Raw genomic sequence first — 16,884 nt, 5'->3', positions numbered from 1 at the left:
GAAGGAAAAGAAAAGTGTTAACATGAGATGAAAAGTGACAAAGAGGAAACAATGATGACAGCAAAACTAATTAATGTAGAGGGTTCAAAGATAAAAATAGAACTAACATTAGAACTCAGTCGTTCAATGTTGGATACAGAAATAAATATTCAAAAAGGCTTAAACGAAGTAGGTTGCATCGCCAGCAAAGAAGCCTTGAAATATTTAGATACAGATGGTTCACCCTTAAAAATCGGTGAAGAAATCTGGAAGAGTAAGGGAGAGCAACCGAAAGAATATCAAACACCTTATGGTGAGGTTATAGTGAATCGTCATGTATATCAGCGTTCACCTTTGAGGAAAAACGTATTGCCCCTTAGAAAGAGAAGCAAGGATAATCATAACATCAACGCCATTATTGGCAAAACAGGTATCCTCAAAAATGTCAGGGATGGCAGGCAAAGAGGTGAAAAATGATTTATTAGAAAATCATGGTAGAAAAGTAGCGCTATCCTATATCCAAAGATTGAGTGAAGCAGTAGGAAGTGTGGTACAGGCAAAAGAAGAAGCGTGGAGTTATGCCCCGCCCAAGGAGGATAGCCAAATTGCAACAGTGGGAATAGGATTAGATGGAACCTGTATGCTGATGTGTGAGGATGGCTACCGTGAAGCAATGGTGGGAACCGTTTCCCTATACGATAGTGAAGGCGAACGTCAACCTACAATCTATCTAGGTGCGGCACCAGAGTATGGAAAAAAGAGTTTTCTAGAAAGATTAGAAAGAGAAATTGAGCGAGCGAAAAACCGTTATCCAGAGGCAACATTGGTCGGGATAGCAGACGGGGCAGAATCAAATTGGAAGTTTTTAGAAAAGCAAACGGAAGAACAGATATTAGATTTCTATCATGCCTCTGGTTACTTAGGTGCCTTGGCAGAAGCGTTGCATCCGAATACCGTGTCAAAACAAAAAGAATGGTTGACTGAAAATTGTCGAGAACTCAAGCATGAAAAAGGAAAAGCAGGAGAACTGCTAAATCTGATGAAAGAAGTCAAAGAAGAAAAAAGTCATTCTAAGAATCTTACCGAGAAACTACAAGCGGCGATTACTTATTACGAGAATCATCAGCATCAAATGGATTATGCTGAATACATAGAGAAAAAGTATCCGATTGGTTCAGGTGTTACGGAAGCAGCTTGTAAGACGTTGGTCAAACAACGATTATGTTGTTCAGGGATGCGATGGAAGGAAAAAGGAGCAGGAATTATTTTGAGCCTACGAGCTTTGGTATTGACCAAGGAACGATGGAGTCAATTTTGGGCAAAACTTGATCAATATGGGTTCCCTGTAGAACCCTGATTACAACAGCTTTTATCAACTAAAGGTCGCACCCTTTAGAATTCGCAACCTGTGACCGTGTTTAGTATAGCCAGTTTTGATGTGGCCAAGGGTCAAGTAATCTGCTCTACAGTCGGAAATACTCGCACAGAGGCAGACTATTTAAGCCATATCCAAAAAACCATTGCCACCAGCCCTGATGTAGCAAAATGGCACTTGAGCATGGATTGCCTAAATACCCATCAGTCAGAATCTTTGGTTCGCTATGTAGCAGAATTTGAGGGACTTAATCTTGAATTAGGAGAGAAGGGCAAGAGTGGCATCCTTCAATCAATGGCGAGTAGAGCAACTTTTCTCAGTGACCCCAATCATCGAATTGTTTTTCACTTCACACCGAAGCATTGTTCATGGCTCAATCAAATTGAGATTTGGTTTGGTATTTTAATGCGTAAGTTACTGAAACGAGGAAATTTTCTCAGTCAAGATGATTTAAGAACGCAAATTCTTGAATTCATCGACTATTTTAACCGCACTATGGCGAAGCCCTTTCGATGGACCCCACATTCCGCAAACGCTACAGATAGCGCATAAATACAAATAGATGCTCTTTCTGCATGGCGTTAATTTGTTCTAGTGCACTATGAATAGAGTAGTTTAAATTAATTACTCTATAGGTGGCGGCAACCTGCGGAATGTCGGATGGACGTATCGGGGGAAGGTTTTGGCTGCTTAAATTTTATAGCACCCAAACTTACGCCTTGGACTACTAGTGACTTGAGTTTGCTTCTAAAGACGGATGGCAAAGTTGGTGATGATTTACCTGACTATACCTATGTTCGGAGTTCGTTTACATCATCTGAAAAAAAAGAAGATGCAATAGGAAGACTAGATTTAGTAAACGCCTTAAAAAAAATTGGCAGCTTAAATTTGTTTGACCCTATATTAGTCAGTATTCGTAATGATTGTAAAGAGGGGTTAGGACTTTGTGTTATTCCTATTAATTGGTTCCCTGCTACAACCCAAAAACAGGAGGTTAGGAAGGTATCACTTGCAAATCCAGAACCCACAGAGAAGTTACCTGTAAGGAAAGTTTTGGTTTGTAAAGGACATCAATACCTAGCTGGATCACGCATTAATTTTTCAATTAACAAAAATATCAATGAATTAGATGAAAAAGATGCGGATAATTCATCTCCCTACAAAAGGGAACCGCTACCAGAAATGGATACCAAATATTTAAATGAACCAGTTGATCAAATTAATGAGGAAATGTCATTTAAGGTTAGTCATAGCATTGGGAACTGGTATCGTCTGATCAAAGTTGGAAAAAGTTATGGTGTAAGGCTTTGAGAAAATAGAAAAATAGTTTAAGACTAGACATCGGCCCGTTTTTATTATACTATTATTATTGTCATTATATCAAAGAAGAAGGAAACAGAAAACAATGTCAATATTAAAGAAAAGCTCTATGGAAATCCTGAATAATGTTGGGTACATCCCGGATAAAGTAGTACATAGAATCTGGGGTAAAATGGAAAAAAACTGATGAGCGAAAAAAGTATGTTACCGATTCCCCCAGAAGAAAAAGCACTGTTAAAACAGCATCTCACCGAATCAGCCCGTATCCTGCGCAAATATACGGAACCAGAGAAACAGAAGGACTTTGGAAGCATCGAAGTAGAAGTCAGAACCCAGATGTTAGAAATTGTGGGGCCAACAATGGGGGAGTTTTTTTTTCAGAAGGGGGAAAAAAACGGTCTGGAAACAAGCGAAAAATCAAAACCCTAGTCGGAGAAGTGGAAATAAGCCAAAAACAAGCCAGAAAACTAAAGGTGTCGCCAAAAATCGTCTTAAGTCCAGGTTTAGAGAAATGCTGTCTAAGAGCCAGTGCGAAAACATCCTACCAACAAGCAGAAGAAGATATAGAGGAGTTGATGGGGATAAAAGTAGGACATAGCAGTTTACATCGCTTGGTAGAACGGACAGAACTGCCCTTAGCTCAAGCTCAGTCAGAGAGTGCGGGGGTCAGTATAGATGGGGGAAAGATTTGTCTGCGGGGCGAGGAGAAGGAAGGGGGACAGTGGCGAGATTATAAACTGGTGAGTCTTCATGGCAATGTCTGTGAAGCCTTTTTCCAAGACCCAGAGGGCTTAAAGAATTGGAGCAATGTTCAACCTTTGTCCCCAATAGTGACCTTTTTGGGAGATGGTCATCCCGGAATCTGGAATGCGGTAGAGAGTTTCGCCACTCAATCGTGGCTGATACGACGAGAGGTGTTGGATTGGTATCATCTCAAGGAGAATCTGTTCAAAGTGGGTGGCTCTCTCAAACGGCTAGAAGCAGTGGAGCATTTACTGTGGCGGGGTTTTGTGAACAAGGCAATAGATGCGTTTGATGGAGTCAAAAGCAAGAAGGCAAAGAATTTTCAAGCCTATTTGACGAAGCATTATCAGCGTATCCCTGATTACCAATACTATCAACAGCTTGGTATTGTGATTGGTTCTGGTGATGTGGGAACTGGTATCGTCTGATCAAAGTTGGAAAAAGTTATGGTGTAAGGCTTTGAGAAAATAGAAAAATAGTTTAAGACTAGACATCGGCCCGTTTTTATTATACTATTATTATTGTCATTATATCAAAGAAAAAGGAAACAGAAAACAATGTCAATATTAAAGAAAAGCTCTATGAAAATCCTGAATGATGTTGGCTTGTGCCAAGAGAAAGAGGATGCCTTATTCAAGAAAAACTGTCCTCATTGCTATAGTGAAAATGTAAAAATACATTCTCATTATCAAACGAAAGGTAACGGGGAACGTAAAATGTTCATTTGTCAAGAATGTAGTTCTTGTTTTGCTGAGACTTATGGTAGCGTAATCGCTGGCTTAGAAACCCCATTAAGTGAAATTATAAAAGTATTAAAAGCCAGAATGGAAGGAATAGGATTGAATGCAGCAGCCCGAGTATTCGGCTACGCGAAAACAACAATATTGAATTGGGAAAAGAAATTATCAGGATTACAAGAGACATTATTTTTATACGCCTTAGTGAATGAATTTGTTAAATTAGTAATAGAAGGGGATGAACTATACACAAAAGTTGGAAAAAATAAAGAAGCAAGTGCCTCTGAGGGGTGGACAATCGTTCTCATGGACAGGGCTAGCCGCTTTATTTGGCATTTAAAATGTGGTCGAAAAGAGCAGAAATTATTTCTAGAAGCAATGATGACGGTAGCGGAATTATTTGAAAGGAGTGCAGAATCTCTCCAGTTATTTACAGATGGAGAAAAGCGATATAGTCAACTGCTATTTAATATTTGTCACGAAGTATTAAGGACTGGAAAGCGAGGTCGTCCCACCAAAGTATTACCGAAGGGTCTTGTAGTAAGACTAAAAAATAAGAGTAGTAAACGTCGAGATTCTGAGGGTAAACTAGAGAAAGTAGAAACTCCGAAAACTGAACATCCTGAGACAACAGAAAAACCAGAAGACAAGGATGTTCATGCCAACCACGTTGAGGCATTTAATAGTTCTCTACGACGCTATTTAGCCGCCTTTCGTCGTCGAACAAATACTTATGCTAAATCTGTTGTGGGATTACAGCGAGTGCTAGATATTTTCTGGATGGTTCATAACTTTGTTCGCAGCCATTTTACGACTAGAGAAGTTCCTGCTGTAGCTCTCGGTATAATTGAAAAAGGGTTAACTTGGGAGGACTTACTCCAAATTCGCCTGATTTGTTGAACCTCTTGTATTGCAACGTTTATAGCTTCTAGCTAGACGATACCAGTGCCACCACATTTTAAATGCCAAATAAAGCGGCTAGCCCTGTCCATGAGCACGATTGTCCACCCCTCAGAGGCACTTGCTTCTTTATTTTTTCCAACTTTTGTGTATAGTTCATCCCCTTCTATTACTAATTTAACAAATTCATTCACTAAGGCGTATAAAAATAATGTCTCTTGTAATCCTGATAATTTCTTTTCCCAATTCAATATTGTTGTTTTCGCGTAGCCAAATACTCGGGCTGCTGCATTTAATCCTATTCCTTCCATTCTGGCTTTTAATACTTTTACAATTTCACTTAATGGGGTTTCTAAGCCAGCGATTACGCTACCATAAGTCTCAGCAAAACAAGAACTACATTCTTGACAAATGAACATTTTACGTTCCCCGTTACCTTTCGTTTGATAATGAGAATGTATTTTTACTTTTTCACTATAGCAATGAGGACAGTTTTTCTTGAATAAGGCATCCTCTTTCTCTTGGCACAAGCCAACATCATTCAGGATTTCCATAGAGCTTTTCTTTAATATTGACATTTTTTTCTGTTTCCTTCTTCTTTGATATAATGACAATAATAATAGTATAATAAAAACGAGCCGATGTCTAGTCTTAAACTATTTTTCTATTTTCTCAAAGCCTTACACCATAACTTTTTCCAACTTTGATCAGACGATACCAGTTCCCGCTTTTTCGATAATAATTGAAAAGGCGATTTTTTATAGGGGTTGGTGAAATTAATCATTTTTGATGTTCTATTTTAAGCCGCGACCTCCACTGATCCAACCCTCATCAATGGCTCAGGTAAAACTTCCCCTCGTTCTGCTAAAACCTCTAAATAAAGAGAAATTGCTTCTTTTACATTTTCCTGTACCTCTTCCAAAGTATCGCCAATACTGACACATCCAGGTAAATCAGGAACGATCGCCCCCCAATTTGTTTCGCCCTTTTCATAAATCACCGTGTATTTTTTCATAGTTAATCTCCTAATTGAGATGCAATCTTTTCAGTACCTCTTTAACCTTCATTTTCGGCGTTTTGTTTGAATAAACTGGGAAGTCCTTTCGACATTGTAATATGGCGATCGCTTTTTCGACAATAATTGAAAAGGTGATTTCAGGGCGAACGCATCTAAAAATGATACAGATACAAGAACATTATAGAGGGATGGATAAGGGAAAATAAGGGAAAGTGCATAGAAAACAAAAGCGATGAAACTCCGACCCAAATATAGACTGGTAGAACACTTTGCCGAAATAGATGACCCTCGCATCGAACGAACAAAACGGCATAAACTCATTGATATTCTAACGATTGCCATCTTAGCCGTCATTTGTGGAGCAGAAGGTTGGGTAGCCATGGAAAGTTTCGGCAAGGCTAAACATCAATGGCTAAAAAAAATTTTGGAATTGCCGAATGGCATCCCCTCCGACGATACGTTTGCGCGTGTATTTGCTAGTCTGAATCCAGAGCAATTTCAAGACTGTTTTCTGCATTGGGTCAAAAGTATAGCGGAGGTAAGTGAAGGAGAAGTGATAGCGATTGACGGCAAAACCCTTCGCCACTCCTATGACAATGCCAACGGAAAGGGCGCAATTCAGATGGTAAGTGCATGGGCAACAGCAAATCGTCTAGTACTAGGACAGTGCAAGGTGGAAAGCAAATCGAATGAAATCACGGCGATTCCTAAACGGGTGTGACCTTTAGTTGATGAAGGAAAAGAAAAGTGTTAACATGAGATGAAAAGTGACAAAGAGGAAACAATGATGACAGCAAAACTAATTAATGTAGAGGGTTCAAAGATAAAAATAGAACTAACATTAGAACGCAGTCGTTCAATGTTGGATACAGAAATAAATATTCAAAAAGGCTTAAACGAAGTAGGTTGCATCGCCAGCAAAGAAGCCTTGAAATATTTAGATACAGATGGTTCACCCTTAAAAATCGGTGAAGAAATCTGGAAGAGTAAGGGAGAGCAACCGGGTGTGACCTTTAGTTGATGAAGGAAAAGAAAAGTGTTAACATGGGATGAAAAGTGACAAAGAGGAAACAATGATGACAGCAAAACTAATTAATGTAGAGGGTTCAAAGATAAAAATAGAACTAACATTAGAACTCAGTCGTTCAATGTTGGATACAGAAATAAATATTCAAAAAGGCTTAAACGAAGTAGGTTGCATCGCCAGCAAAGAAGCCTTGAAATATTTAGATACAGATGGTTCACCCTTAAAAATCGGTGAAGAAATCTGGAAGAGTAAGGGAGAGCAACCGAAAGAATATCAAACACCTTATGGTGAGGTTATAGTGAATCGTCATGTATATCAGCGTTCACCTTTGAGGAAAAACGTATTGCCCCTTAGAAAGAGAAGCAAGGATAATCATAACATCAACGCCATTATTGGCAAAACAGGTATCCTCAAAAATGTCAGGGATGGCAGGCAAAGAGGTGAAAAATGATTTATTAGAAAATCATGGTAGAAAAGTAGCGCTATCCTATATCCAAAGATTGAGTGAAGCAGTAGGAAGTGTGGTACAGGCAAAAGAAGAAGCGTGGAGTTATGCCCCGCCCAAGGAGGATAGCCAAATTGCAACAGTGGGAATAGGATTAGATGGAACCTGTATGCTGATGTGTGAGGATGGCTACCGTGAAGCAATGGTGGGAACCGTTTCCCTATACGATAGTGAAGGCGAACGTCAACCTACAATCTATCTAGGTGCGGCACCAGAGTATGGAAAAAAGAGTTTTCTAGAAAGATTAGAAAGAGAAATTGAGCGAGCGAAAAACCGTTATCCAGAGGCAACATTGGTCGGGATAGCAGACGGGGCAGAATCAAATTGGAAGTTTTTAGAAAAGCAAACGGAAGAACAGATATTAGATTTCTATCATGCCTCTGGTTACTTAGGTGCCTTGGCAGAAGCGTTGCATCCGAATACCGTGTCAAAACAAAAAGAATGGTTGACTGAAAATTGTCGAGAACTCAAGCATGAAAAAGGAAAAGCAGGAGAACTGCTAAATCTGATGAAAGAAGTCAAAGAAGAAAAAAGTCATTCTAAGAATCTTACCGAGAAACTACAAGCGGCGATTACTTATTACGAGAATCATCAGCATCAAATGGATTATGCTGAATACTTAGAGAAAAAGTATCCGATTGGTTCAGGTGTTACGGAAGCAGCTTGTAAGACGTTGGTCAAACAACGATTATGTTGTTCAGGGATGCGATGGAAGGAAAAAGGAGCAGGAATTATTTTGAGCCTACGAGCTTTGGTATTGACCAAGGAACGATGGAGTCAATTTTGGGCAAAACTTGATCAATATGGGTTCCCTGTAGAACCCTGATTACAACAGCTTTTATCAACTAAAGGTCGCACCCTCCTAAACTCCTGAAAATGCTAGAGGTCAAAGGTTGTATCGTAACGATTGATGCCATGGGAACTCAGACAAAGATTGCCCAACAGATAGTAGGGCGAGGGGGAGATTATGTTTTGGCATTGAAAGGCAATCAAGGTAATTTATGTGAGGATGTTGAACAATTATTTGCTCATGCTCAATCGGTTAATTTTGTGGGAATTAAGCATGATTTTCATCAAACAATAGACAAGGGACATGGACGGATTGAAATTCGCCGTTGCTGGACGATGGAACAAACAGAATTTTTGCTGGGTGCGGAGAAATGGGCAAAGTTGACGAGCATCTGTATGATTCAAGCGGAGAGACGATTGAAAGACAAAACAGAGTATGAGACTCGCTACTATATCAGTAGCCTGCCGAGTAATGCTCAAAAATTATCCCAATCTGTTCGTAGTCATTGGTTGATAGAAAACTCTTTACATTGGGTTCTAGACTTGGCCTTCAATGAGGATGCTTGTCGCACTCGTAAGGATTTTGCTCCTGAGAATTTAGCCGTCTTACGCCATATCGCTCTTAACTTGCTCACAAAGGAAAATACTCTGAAACTTGGTATCAAGAATAAACGGCTACGCGCTGGTTGGGACGAGGACTATCTCCTTAAGGTTTTACTCGGATAAGATGCGTTTGCCCTGAAGGTGATTTTTTAATACAAAGGGAAATAAAGTTGGGAAACAGGAGCCGTGATCGCAACTTGCCATTAAGTTAGAGAGATTAATCACCTCCCGATTTGCTATAATTCAGATACCTTTAAATAACTGGGGATACAATGACGGACTCCGAACAGTTAGCAGAAATCAAAGTTTTAATCAATCATTTAACTGAGGATGTGGAATCTTTAAAACAAGAAACAACTAGGACTAATGATAGAGTCGAAACTTATCAAAAGGCTTCTCAGCAAGTTGTGAATTTGGCATTTAGTCTAATTTTGGCAGCAACTGCGGCGATTGTGATCTCTGTTGTGTTGGGCCGCAGATGAATACAACTTTCCCTAAAATACTCAAATTCTAATTAAAATTTATTAACAATATTAAAATTTATTAACAAAGTCTTACTTATCAAGGGTTGTCATGCAATCAAGATATACTACCAAGCATTTTGTCAAATTACCACTAGCTCTCAATCAAACGAAAATTCTGACTATACTAGCGATCACCGCACTTATCACTTTTTTCGGCAAACCCACCTTAGCCGCCTAAAATTACCAAACCCTTAAGGATGTAGAAGAACAATTGAATTTATTTGTGAAAACCCTACCGAATGGGAAAAATATAAAAGCACCCAGAGTTTTTGTCTATGAAGGTGTGGCCATGACACCCTGCGGAGAAGTTGCTACACCTGCCTATTGTTCTGGCGATAACACCATTTACCTTGAAACTAAACTTCTTAAAATTGCTAATCAGGCGATCGGGGATTATGCTGCCTATGCAGTTTTAGCCCACGAATATGGTCATTCCTACATGATGCAAACCAAAATTCATCCATCTACAAAAGAGGGAGAACTCAAAGCCGATGAATTTGCAGGCGTTTTTACTCGCTATGCACAACAGAAAAATTTGTTAGAAGAAGGGGATGTGGAAGAAGCTCTCAAATTTGCCTTTGCCTCTGGTGACTATGACTATTGGGATAAGGGCCATCATGGCACACCCGCCGAACGCGAAGAAGCTTTTCGGTTAGGATTAACAGGAGACTCTAGCACCTTTGCCTTCAAAGATTCAGCAAACCCAGAACCCACTCATGAAACCAGAACGCCAGAACCCGAACCGACAACCATGTCCTCCCCCCTAGATGATAATTCCCCCAAAGTAACTCGTCGCTTTGCTAAAGGTGTCCTTTGGATTCCAGTCTTATTACTGCTTTTACCTCTGATCGGTTTTGGTCTTTATCAATTGTTGCGCGAAGATGAGTAAAAATCAGGAACTGACTGTTTATCAACCCTATAAAATAAATAAATTTTAATAACACATCCTAATAAAGACGATCGCCGCTTAATTATAAGAATATGTTAATCACCGTCAGTCCCGAAACCTTAAGCCTAGAGCCAGGTAGTGAAGTTATCCTCAGACAGCAGACCTGGGAAGATTACGAAGACCTGTTAACTATTCGTCAAGATAACAACTTGCCTAAACTTTATTTCAATGCTCAAACCCAAGAAATCCGTCTTATGTCCCCCCTCGCTAGTCATGGAAACCGTGTTGATACTCTTAGAGATTTAGTTAAAGCTTTATTGCGCTTTGAAAAAAAAGATTGGCAATGTTTTGATCCTATCACGCTTAAAAAATTGAAACGGGCTGGCGTTGAACCCGATACTTGTTTTTATATTGAAAATCGTCAGGCAATTTTAGGTAAAGAACGCATTAATCTGAGTGTTGATCCTCCTCCTGATTTGGCGATCGAGGTAGATTTTACTTCCGTTACTAATCTTGGTTCCTATACCCCCCTAGCCATTCCCGAACTGTGGATTTATTGCCCTGGTGACTTAAAAATTTACCTTTTTGAAAATAATAATTATCAGGAAAAAGCTCAAAGTAACTTATTTAAAAATTGGGACATTAAAACCCTATTTCCCAAATATGTCGAAATTGCCTGGTTTAAAGGTTCAAGCATCGCTCTACGAGAATTTGAGGAGGATATTTTAAAGTAGCTTTTGCTAATATTACTGTTATAAGCTAGGTTTGTTATGCTATCTAAATAGGGCTAAATAGCTAAGTGTTAAAATTATAAAAGCGATCGCCCCTTAATCAAAAATTATGTTAATCCCCTTAATCAAAAATTATGTTAATCACCGTTAGTCCCGAAACTCTAAGCCTAGAACCTGGTAGTGAAATCATCCTCAGACATCAGACCTGGGAAGACTACGAAGACCTGCTGGCTATTCGTCAAGATAAGAACTTGCCTAAACTCTATTTCAACGCCCAAACCCAAGAAATTCGTCTTATGTCTCCCCTCGCTAGTCACGGAAAAAGAGTTGATACCCTCAGAGATTTAGTTAAAGCTCTATTACATTTTGAAGGTAAGGATTGGGAATGTTTTGATCCGATTACCCTTAAACAATTGAAACGGGCTGGAGTCGAACCCGATACTTGTTTTTACATCGAAAACCGTCAAGCAATTTTAGGTAAAGAACGTATTAATTTGACGGTTGATCCTCCTCCTGATTTGGCGATTGAAGTAGATTTTACTTCCATTACCAATCTTGGTTCCTATACCCCCTTAGCCATTCCCGAACTGTGGATTTATTCTCCTGGTGATTTGAAAATTTATATTTTTGAAAATAATGATTATCAAGAAAAAAATCACAGTAATTTATTTAAAAATTGGGATATTAAAACCCTATTGCCTAAATATGTCGAACTTGCTTGGTTTAAAGGTTCTAGTGTCGCTCTACGAGAATTTGAGGAGGATATTGCTTTGTATTAAATGCTTACAAACTACTGTAGAATAATTTTGTTTTTTAAATGTGGCTAAACACTTCAATGGATGAGAATACCCTAGATACCGTTAAATTTTTGCTCAGAGATATTCGTAAATTAACTGAGCAGTTTACAGACTTAAAAAATGGTCAAGATACTCTAACAACTGACTTAGAAGATTTAGAAAATAGACTAATAAAACTAGAAGAAAGTCAACCTGGGATAGGAGCATTTCCTGTTAGCAATTATGGTTTTACAACGGAAGAAAGTAACGCAATCCTAGACCTTCCATTGAGTCGGGTGATCGAAGTTTATTCAGAACTTCCTCAGATATTAGAATCCGTTTGTCGTCGTGCAACAGTTCCCCTTAATTATGACCGCGATCGCCCACTTTTAGAACGTAATCCTTTAGGTAATTATTGGGTCTTACAACTACGCGGAAAAAAGCATTTATTTTTGTTACCACGACCTGGTGCTTTTGCTAGAATTGCTGCTTTGGAAAGTTTGCAAAGTTTATTTAGTATTGAAGGGAAAGTACCCGAAGTTGGCGTACAGGAATTCATGCTAAAAGAACCTGCTAAATTAATTAATATTAAAACGAATCAACGTTGGCAACTAGAAGAAAAAGGCATAATTAAATTCGGAGAAGCCCCCCTAGAATATCAATGGCAAAAAGAACTTCAAGGCTTAAGAGATCAATATCAAAAATTTAATAATTTGCTTAAAACCGTTGGTGAAGCTGGCTTAGAATCTACCATTGCAGTTCAACGTTGGCAACAACAATTAGAGTTACTGTATGGCCCACCTGTGAGTATTATTATTAATACTTGTATGCCTATGGCCTATGCTATTTACAAAGGCCCGATGTTAGTTCCTTGTAATCTGATTACCGCTACAAATTGTTTAGTCGTTCCCGCCTGGGATCGTGGTATTCCCTGGGAAACGTCAATTTATGCTAAATTTCACAGTAAACATAACAAAAACGTATTGCGTTCTGCTCCTGATCATCCTTTCCTCCCTAACCAACCCTATTTGGTAGAAATTAATTGGGAAACGAGCCACACCTGGGCGATCGCCAATAATTATGAGGATGCTTCGCGGATTGTTACAAGTCTTAATGGCAATTGGGGTTCCTTGGCACAGAGGAGAGACTGAAGGCCACAAGCCTGACATATCTAGGGTTCAACAAGGAATTCGGCAAAGACCACAGCTAACAAACAATCACAGTACCATCTTCGATTTTTGTTATATCATAGATAAACATTGGGGAGCCTACGCTGATTTTTCCTGATCAGACTGTTTATCATAGTAAATATACCAATTTTTACAAACTTATGAGTTTTGTGAGCTTGCGTTCTTTGGGGTGTGGCACTCTCCTGTTGCTGCTTGCGGGTTGCGGTAATAACAGTCTGCAATGCGTTGATCAATCAGGTCAAGATGAGGCCGATCCCTTTAAAAATGTTCAGGTAGAGATCGGTGTTGACGGTAGCGCCTCCATGTTGGGTTACGTCAAAGAAAAAAATACACGCTATAGCCAAGCGATTGAGACTTTTTCCACTTTATTGGCCAATCAATTAGTCACAAACAAACCGATTCCGACTCGTTTTTGGCGTATTGGTAGCAATAAAAATAATGTAGTGGAAGCCCAAAAGCTGAGTTCCACAGATTTTTTGATCGCAAAAACAGGCAAGTTTTATCCTGGTTGTCCGAAAAATTTAGTTTCCCCCAATGAAAATACTACATTCTCTCCGTCAACGGTATCTTTTCCCTGTGTTGGTAGCACTCTTCAACAAATTTATGATGTTGGTGATGCAAATCCCAAGCAAGAAACATTAAGGATATTAATTACGGATCTGGAGCCTAACAATGCCGCCGTTGAAAGCTTGGTAAACAGTATTAGTAAAGAACTCAAGGCCCATCCCGACTATAAAGCTGTGCTTTTGGGAGTCCGCAGTCAGTATAGTGGTGCGATTTTTATTGCAGACGAACCTGATAAGAAGGCCGACCTAGACAACAAACCTGAAACGAAGGATGACCGCTACGAGACCGTTGACAAAGACTTGGATCAGGAGGGCCGACCTTTTTATGTCCTGATGACTGGCCCTAGTGCAGCAGTGGATAGGATTATTGATGGTTTTCAATCCTTTGGTAGAGATGTCAATAAAGCTCTGCGGGCCTCGTCCTTTGCGATCGCGGGTGGCGATGCATTGGTTATGGATAAAAGCAAAGTTCCCGATAAACTTGATGAATGTATTGAGCAAACAGGATCAATTAATCGTCAACGTCCGAAAGGAAATCAACAGGAACAATGGTTATTTTTAGAACAAAGTTGTAACGGAAAACCTTTAGAATTAACCCTTCTCTCCCAAAAATCGGTTATTTTGGCGGGGAGTGAAAAACTAACTCCTGAATCCTTTGAAAGTTCTAACCAGGCAGTCACCATTAAAGAGGTAAAAGACCTTGGTAATCAGTTAGCCTTAACCCTACTTCTTGACCGAACAAAATTTTCTCAAAAGAAAGGAGAATTTATCACGATTACCCTGAAAAAACGGGCTTTAGATGATGCAACCTGGGACGGTTGGGACACAGACACCAAGGCTCCAGAAGGTTCAAAAACCCAGAATTTAGATTACTTTATTCGAGGACTACGCAATTCAGTAGAAAATGCGGTACAAGGCAATCAGCAAAAAGAAGCCGCCCAGGAAGCGGTTAAGTATTGTTTAGGCTTTGCCCGCTATGATAAAGACCAAGACAAAAAGTAGCTTCTTAAATTTATAATACAAGGTAAGCTATCAATCATCTAAAATGCTAACGAGCAAGTTGCTTAAGCCCCTTGTTATAGGGCTTTAAGAAAAATTGCCATTTGTCGCCATTGTTCATTTTTGAGTTAAGATTTTGGCATTGTAAACTTAATTAACTTTTGGAAGGTTTATTTTTATGAATACACGACAGAGGGAAGTTATTTGTCTTGTGGGTATTACGACCCTGGGCATAGTGATCGCCGGTTGGCTACAACCTTTTCTTCTTCAACAAGTTCCCTTTTCGATGACGAATAAAGTGCGAGATGAGTGGATGGACTCGGTGTTTTCTCCAGTCAATAACGGAATTTTACTATTAGGCATTCTCACTTCTTTATTTTGGTATATCAGAGCCTATAATCTTCAATTTATGGCGGCTAAACCAGTGATCGGCAATGGTTTTTGGTGGTGGTTTCTTTTCTATCTTTATGGGGTGATTGGAGCGATCGCTTGTTTGTTAGTTGCTTACTTGAATAACTGGTTAGGAGAGGTAGAAGGAGCAGTTGCTTCTTTAATTTGTCTCTGTGTGGATGTGATCGTTCTTTATTGGTTGCCCACAGCCCTGGCGACCCCTAAATCTCTACGTTATGTCCCCCCTTTTTCTGCTGAATTACGCAAACTTTATGGAGGTTAAACCCAATGAGAAGAATTTATGCGATCGGTATTGGTGGCAGTGGAGCCAAATGTTTAGAAGCAGTAACTTTTCTGCACGCGATCGGTATCTTTGGAGATAGCTGTCTCAACATTTTGTTAGTAGATGCTGATCATAAGAACGGTAACGGCAATCGAACCCGAATCAATATAGACAATGCCTTAAAATGTCGGGAGGCTTTTGATAACTATTCAGGTGAAAAAAGTCAATTTATGGCAGGAAAATTTAAGCATTTCAGTCCTCCTTGGAATCCTCTTCGTGATGAGACTTCCAGCAGTGATCTGAGTAAGATTTTCCAAAAACAGGCCCTCACTAGCAGTGAACCGCCTTTAGCTAAGTTATTTAATGCGCTTTATAGTCCCGCCGAACAAGTGGCTGATTTAAAGGTAGGCTTTCGGGGTCGTCCTCCCATTGGTTCGGCAATTATGGGACGTTTGGAATTGCAAACTTTAGAAAGCGAATCGGGGCAAAAACAGTGGACAGATCTTTTTAAGGACGTTCAAGATGCTCGTGGTAACGGTGAAGAAGTTTCAATTCATCTTTTTGGTAGCATTTTTGGGGGGACGGGAGCCTCTGGTGTGCCGACTTTAGCCACACTTATTGCCGAGCAATTAACCAAAAATAGTTTGCGCGATAACGTTCACCTTAACGCTTCTGTTTTACTGCCCTATTTTGGTTTTGAAAAACCGAATGATGGTGATATATTTGCGGAAACTCATCTTTTTGCGCTGAATACTAAAGCAGCGTTACAACATTTAAAGGAACATTCCGACAAAAACTTTAATACGGTTTATGTGATAGGGCATGAAAGTAGAAAAAATTATAAATCCCATACGGGCGGAACTCAACAGCAAAATGAGGCCCATTTTGTTGAATTGTATGCCGCTTTAGCGATTAACCATGGCTTTAAACAACCAATTAACAAGGAAACCCAGGCAGCTTATATTAGTGTCACCAGTCCTGATCGCCTAGGTTGGCAGGATTTACCCGACAGCGATAAGGTGAAAAAGCTCCTCAGCACAGGGGTTCGGTTTGCCTATAGTTGGTATTATAATTTTTCCTTGGAATTAGTGGCGGCTCAGACCTTGGGAGCTAAAAAATTTGCGATCGGTGCGCCCTGGTTTCGGTTCTTTTTCAGTCTCAAAAAAGAGGACGATTCGGGATGGCCACCAGTTGGTGACGAAGAGCAAAAAAAACAGGCAGAAACCCTAACCAAATGGACAAAGGGGTTTCTCCTTTGGGCGCAACAAATTGCCCAATCCCATCCCAAAGGGGAACAGCTTTTTCGCTTAAAAGAGTTTAACCTAGAATCAGAAGATCGCAACTACGGAGAAGACCTCAGTAAACTGATTATTGATTTTCCTGAAAAAAGTGCCAAAGAAAAAGCCCGCGATCGCCTGGATACTTTCAAAAATAAGTTAGCGGATCAGGGTAAAAAGAGTAAAGGGGTGATTGGATTAGCCCATGAACTTTTTAGTTTACTTTAGGTAAATACTGTGAACAAAATTTGAGGTAAGGTCA

At 39.7% G+C, this 16,884-nt stretch carries 16 protein-coding genes and 4 pseudogenes; 18 read left to right on the top strand and 2 right to left on the bottom strand.

Annotation, left to right across the window (positions count from 1 at the left end; genetic code table 11):
* Positions 1-54 precede the first annotated feature (54 nt).
* The 6 genes and pseudogenes from KA717_17755 (at position 55) to KA717_17730 (ending at position 5,055) form a co-directional block, all read left to right on the top strand.
* A pseudogene (locus tag KA717_17755) lies at positions 55-1,336 on the top strand (ISKra4 family transposase).
* An 81-nt stretch (positions 1,337-1,417) separates the two neighbouring features.
* Positions 1,418-1,774: pseudogene (locus KA717_17750) on the top strand (transposase).
* 240 nt (positions 1,775-2,014) lie between these two features.
* Positions 2,015-2,665 (top strand): hypothetical protein, encoded by a 651-nt coding sequence (locus KA717_17745; protein ID UXE64184.1) that lies wholly within the window; start codon positions 2,015-2,017, stop codon positions 2,663-2,665.
* A gap of 195 nt (positions 2,666-2,860) precedes the next feature.
* Positions 2,861-3,103, top strand: a complete 243-nt coding sequence (locus KA717_17740; GenBank protein ID UXE64183.1) for a hypothetical protein — start codon at positions 2,861-2,863, stop codon at positions 3,101-3,103.
* A gap of 8 nt (positions 3,104-3,111) precedes the next feature.
* The gene (locus tag KA717_17735) at positions 3,112-3,846 is read left to right on the top strand and encodes a hypothetical protein (GenBank protein ID UXE64182.1); all 735 of its coding nucleotides are present in this window, start codon (positions 3,112-3,114) and stop codon (positions 3,844-3,846) included.
* A 129-nt stretch (positions 3,847-3,975) separates the two neighbouring features.
* The gene (locus tag KA717_17730) at positions 3,976-5,055 is read left to right on the top strand and encodes an IS1 family transposase (GenBank protein UXE64181.1); all 1,080 of its coding nucleotides are present in this window, start codon (positions 3,976-3,978) and stop codon (positions 5,053-5,055) included.
* A 32-nt stretch (positions 5,056-5,087) separates the two neighbouring features.
* On the opposite strand, the gene KA717_17725 is transcribed toward KA717_17730, so the two are convergent.
* Positions 5,088-5,633, bottom strand: a complete 546-nt coding sequence (locus KA717_17725) for a hypothetical protein (protein UXE64180.1) — start codon at positions 5,631-5,633, stop codon at positions 5,088-5,090.
* A gap of 221 nt (positions 5,634-5,854) precedes the next feature.
* Entirely contained in the window at positions 5,855-6,070 is a 216-nt protein-coding gene (locus tag KA717_17720; GenBank protein UXE64179.1) for a type II toxin-antitoxin system HicB family antitoxin, read from the bottom strand.
* A gap of 235 nt (positions 6,071-6,305) precedes the next feature.
* Here KA717_17720 and KA717_17715 point away from each other — a divergent pair.
* From KA717_17715 to KA717_17660, 12 genes and pseudogenes are all read left to right on the top strand, one after another.
* A pseudogene (locus KA717_17715) lies at positions 6,306-6,782 on the top strand (ISAs1 family transposase).
* A gap of 51 nt (positions 6,783-6,833) precedes the next feature.
* Positions 6,834-7,094 carry a hypothetical protein gene (locus KA717_17710; protein ID UXE64178.1) on the top strand — a complete coding sequence of 87 codons (261 nt, stop codon included), beginning with the start codon at positions 6,834-6,836 and terminating at the stop codon, positions 7,092-7,094.
* A 55-nt stretch (positions 7,095-7,149) separates the two neighbouring features.
* Positions 7,150-8,431 (top strand): annotated as a pseudogene (locus tag KA717_17705) (ISKra4 family transposase).
* 50 nt (positions 8,432-8,481) lie between these two features.
* Entirely contained in the window at positions 8,482-9,120 is a 639-nt protein-coding gene (locus KA717_17700) for an ISAs1 family transposase (protein UXE64177.1), read from the top strand.
* A 149-nt stretch (positions 9,121-9,269) separates the two neighbouring features.
* Positions 9,270-9,479, top strand: coding sequence for a hypothetical protein (locus KA717_17695; GenBank protein ID UXE64176.1), 210 nt, complete (start codon positions 9,270-9,272; stop codon positions 9,477-9,479).
* A gap of 265 nt (positions 9,480-9,744) precedes the next feature.
* Positions 9,745-10,410 carry a neutral zinc metallopeptidase gene (locus tag KA717_17690; protein ID UXE64175.1) on the top strand — a complete coding sequence of 222 codons (666 nt, stop codon included), beginning with the start codon at positions 9,745-9,747 and terminating at the stop codon, positions 10,408-10,410.
* A 92-nt stretch (positions 10,411-10,502) separates the two neighbouring features.
* Positions 10,503-11,144, top strand: coding sequence for a Uma2 family endonuclease (locus KA717_17685; protein ID UXE64174.1), 642 nt, complete (start codon positions 10,503-10,505; stop codon positions 11,142-11,144).
* Between the two features lie 131 nt (positions 11,145-11,275).
* The gene (locus KA717_17680; protein UXE64173.1) at positions 11,276-11,920 is read left to right on the top strand and encodes a Uma2 family endonuclease; all 645 of its coding nucleotides are present in this window, start codon (positions 11,276-11,278) and stop codon (positions 11,918-11,920) included.
* 38 nt (positions 11,921-11,958) lie between these two features.
* A complete protein-coding gene (locus tag KA717_17675; protein ID UXE64172.1) occupies positions 11,959-13,068 on the top strand; it encodes a hypothetical protein in 1,110 nt (369 codons plus the stop codon).
* Between the two features lie 344 nt (positions 13,069-13,412).
* The gene (locus KA717_17670) at positions 13,413-14,675 is read left to right on the top strand and encodes a hypothetical protein (GenBank protein ID UXE64171.1); all 1,263 of its coding nucleotides are present in this window, start codon (positions 13,413-13,415) and stop codon (positions 14,673-14,675) included.
* 175 nt (positions 14,676-14,850) lie between these two features.
* Positions 14,851-15,345 (top strand): hypothetical protein, encoded by a 495-nt coding sequence (locus KA717_17665; GenBank protein UXE64170.1) that lies wholly within the window; start codon positions 14,851-14,853, stop codon positions 15,343-15,345.
* Positions 15,346-15,350: 5 nt separating this feature from the next.
* Complete coding sequence (locus KA717_17660; GenBank protein UXE64169.1) at positions 15,351-16,850, top strand: hypothetical protein; 1,500 nt, start codon at positions 15,351-15,353, stop codon at positions 16,848-16,850.
* Positions 16,851-16,884 lie beyond the last annotated feature (34 nt).

This window comes from Woronichinia naegeliana WA131, from assembly GCA_025370055.1.
Lineage (GTDB): Bacteria > Cyanobacteriota > Cyanobacteriia > Cyanobacteriales > Microcystaceae > Woronichinia > Woronichinia naegeliana.
This window is presented reverse-complemented; position numbering and strand designations above follow the sequence as displayed.

Coding starts and splice junctions, on each gene's coding strand:
- KA717_17745 (UXE64184.1), top strand. CDS start 2,015: ATGGACGTATCGGGGGAAGGTTTTGGCTGCTTAAATTTTATAGCACCC.
- KA717_17740 (UXE64183.1), top strand. CDS start 2,861: ATGAGCGAAAAAAGTATGTTACCGATTCCCCCAGAAGAAAAAGCACTG.
- KA717_17730 (UXE64181.1), top strand. CDS start 3,976: ATGTCAATATTAAAGAAAAGCTCTATGAAAATCCTGAATGATGTTGGC.
- KA717_17725 (UXE64180.1), bottom strand. CDS start 5,633: ATGTCAATATTAAAGAAAAGCTCTATGGAAATCCTGAATGATGTTGGC.
- KA717_17720 (UXE64179.1), bottom strand. CDS start 6,070: ATGAAAAAATACACGGTGATTTATGAAAAGGGCGAAACAAATTGGGGG.
- KA717_17710 (UXE64178.1), top strand. CDS start 6,834: ATGAAAAGTGACAAAGAGGAAACAATGATGACAGCAAAACTAATTAAT.
- KA717_17700 (UXE64177.1), top strand. CDS start 8,482: ATGCTAGAGGTCAAAGGTTGTATCGTAACGATTGATGCCATGGGAACT.
- KA717_17695 (UXE64176.1), top strand. CDS start 9,270: ATGACGGACTCCGAACAGTTAGCAGAAATCAAAGTTTTAATCAATCAT.
- KA717_17685 (UXE64174.1), top strand. CDS start 10,503: ATGTTAATCACCGTCAGTCCCGAAACCTTAAGCCTAGAGCCAGGTAGT.
- KA717_17680 (UXE64173.1), top strand. CDS start 11,276: ATGTTAATCACCGTTAGTCCCGAAACTCTAAGCCTAGAACCTGGTAGT.
- KA717_17675 (UXE64172.1), top strand. CDS start 11,959: ATGTGGCTAAACACTTCAATGGATGAGAATACCCTAGATACCGTTAAA.
- KA717_17665 (UXE64170.1), top strand. CDS start 14,851: ATGAATACACGACAGAGGGAAGTTATTTGTCTTGTGGGTATTACGACC.
- KA717_17660 (UXE64169.1), top strand. CDS start 15,351: ATGAGAAGAATTTATGCGATCGGTATTGGTGGCAGTGGAGCCAAATGT.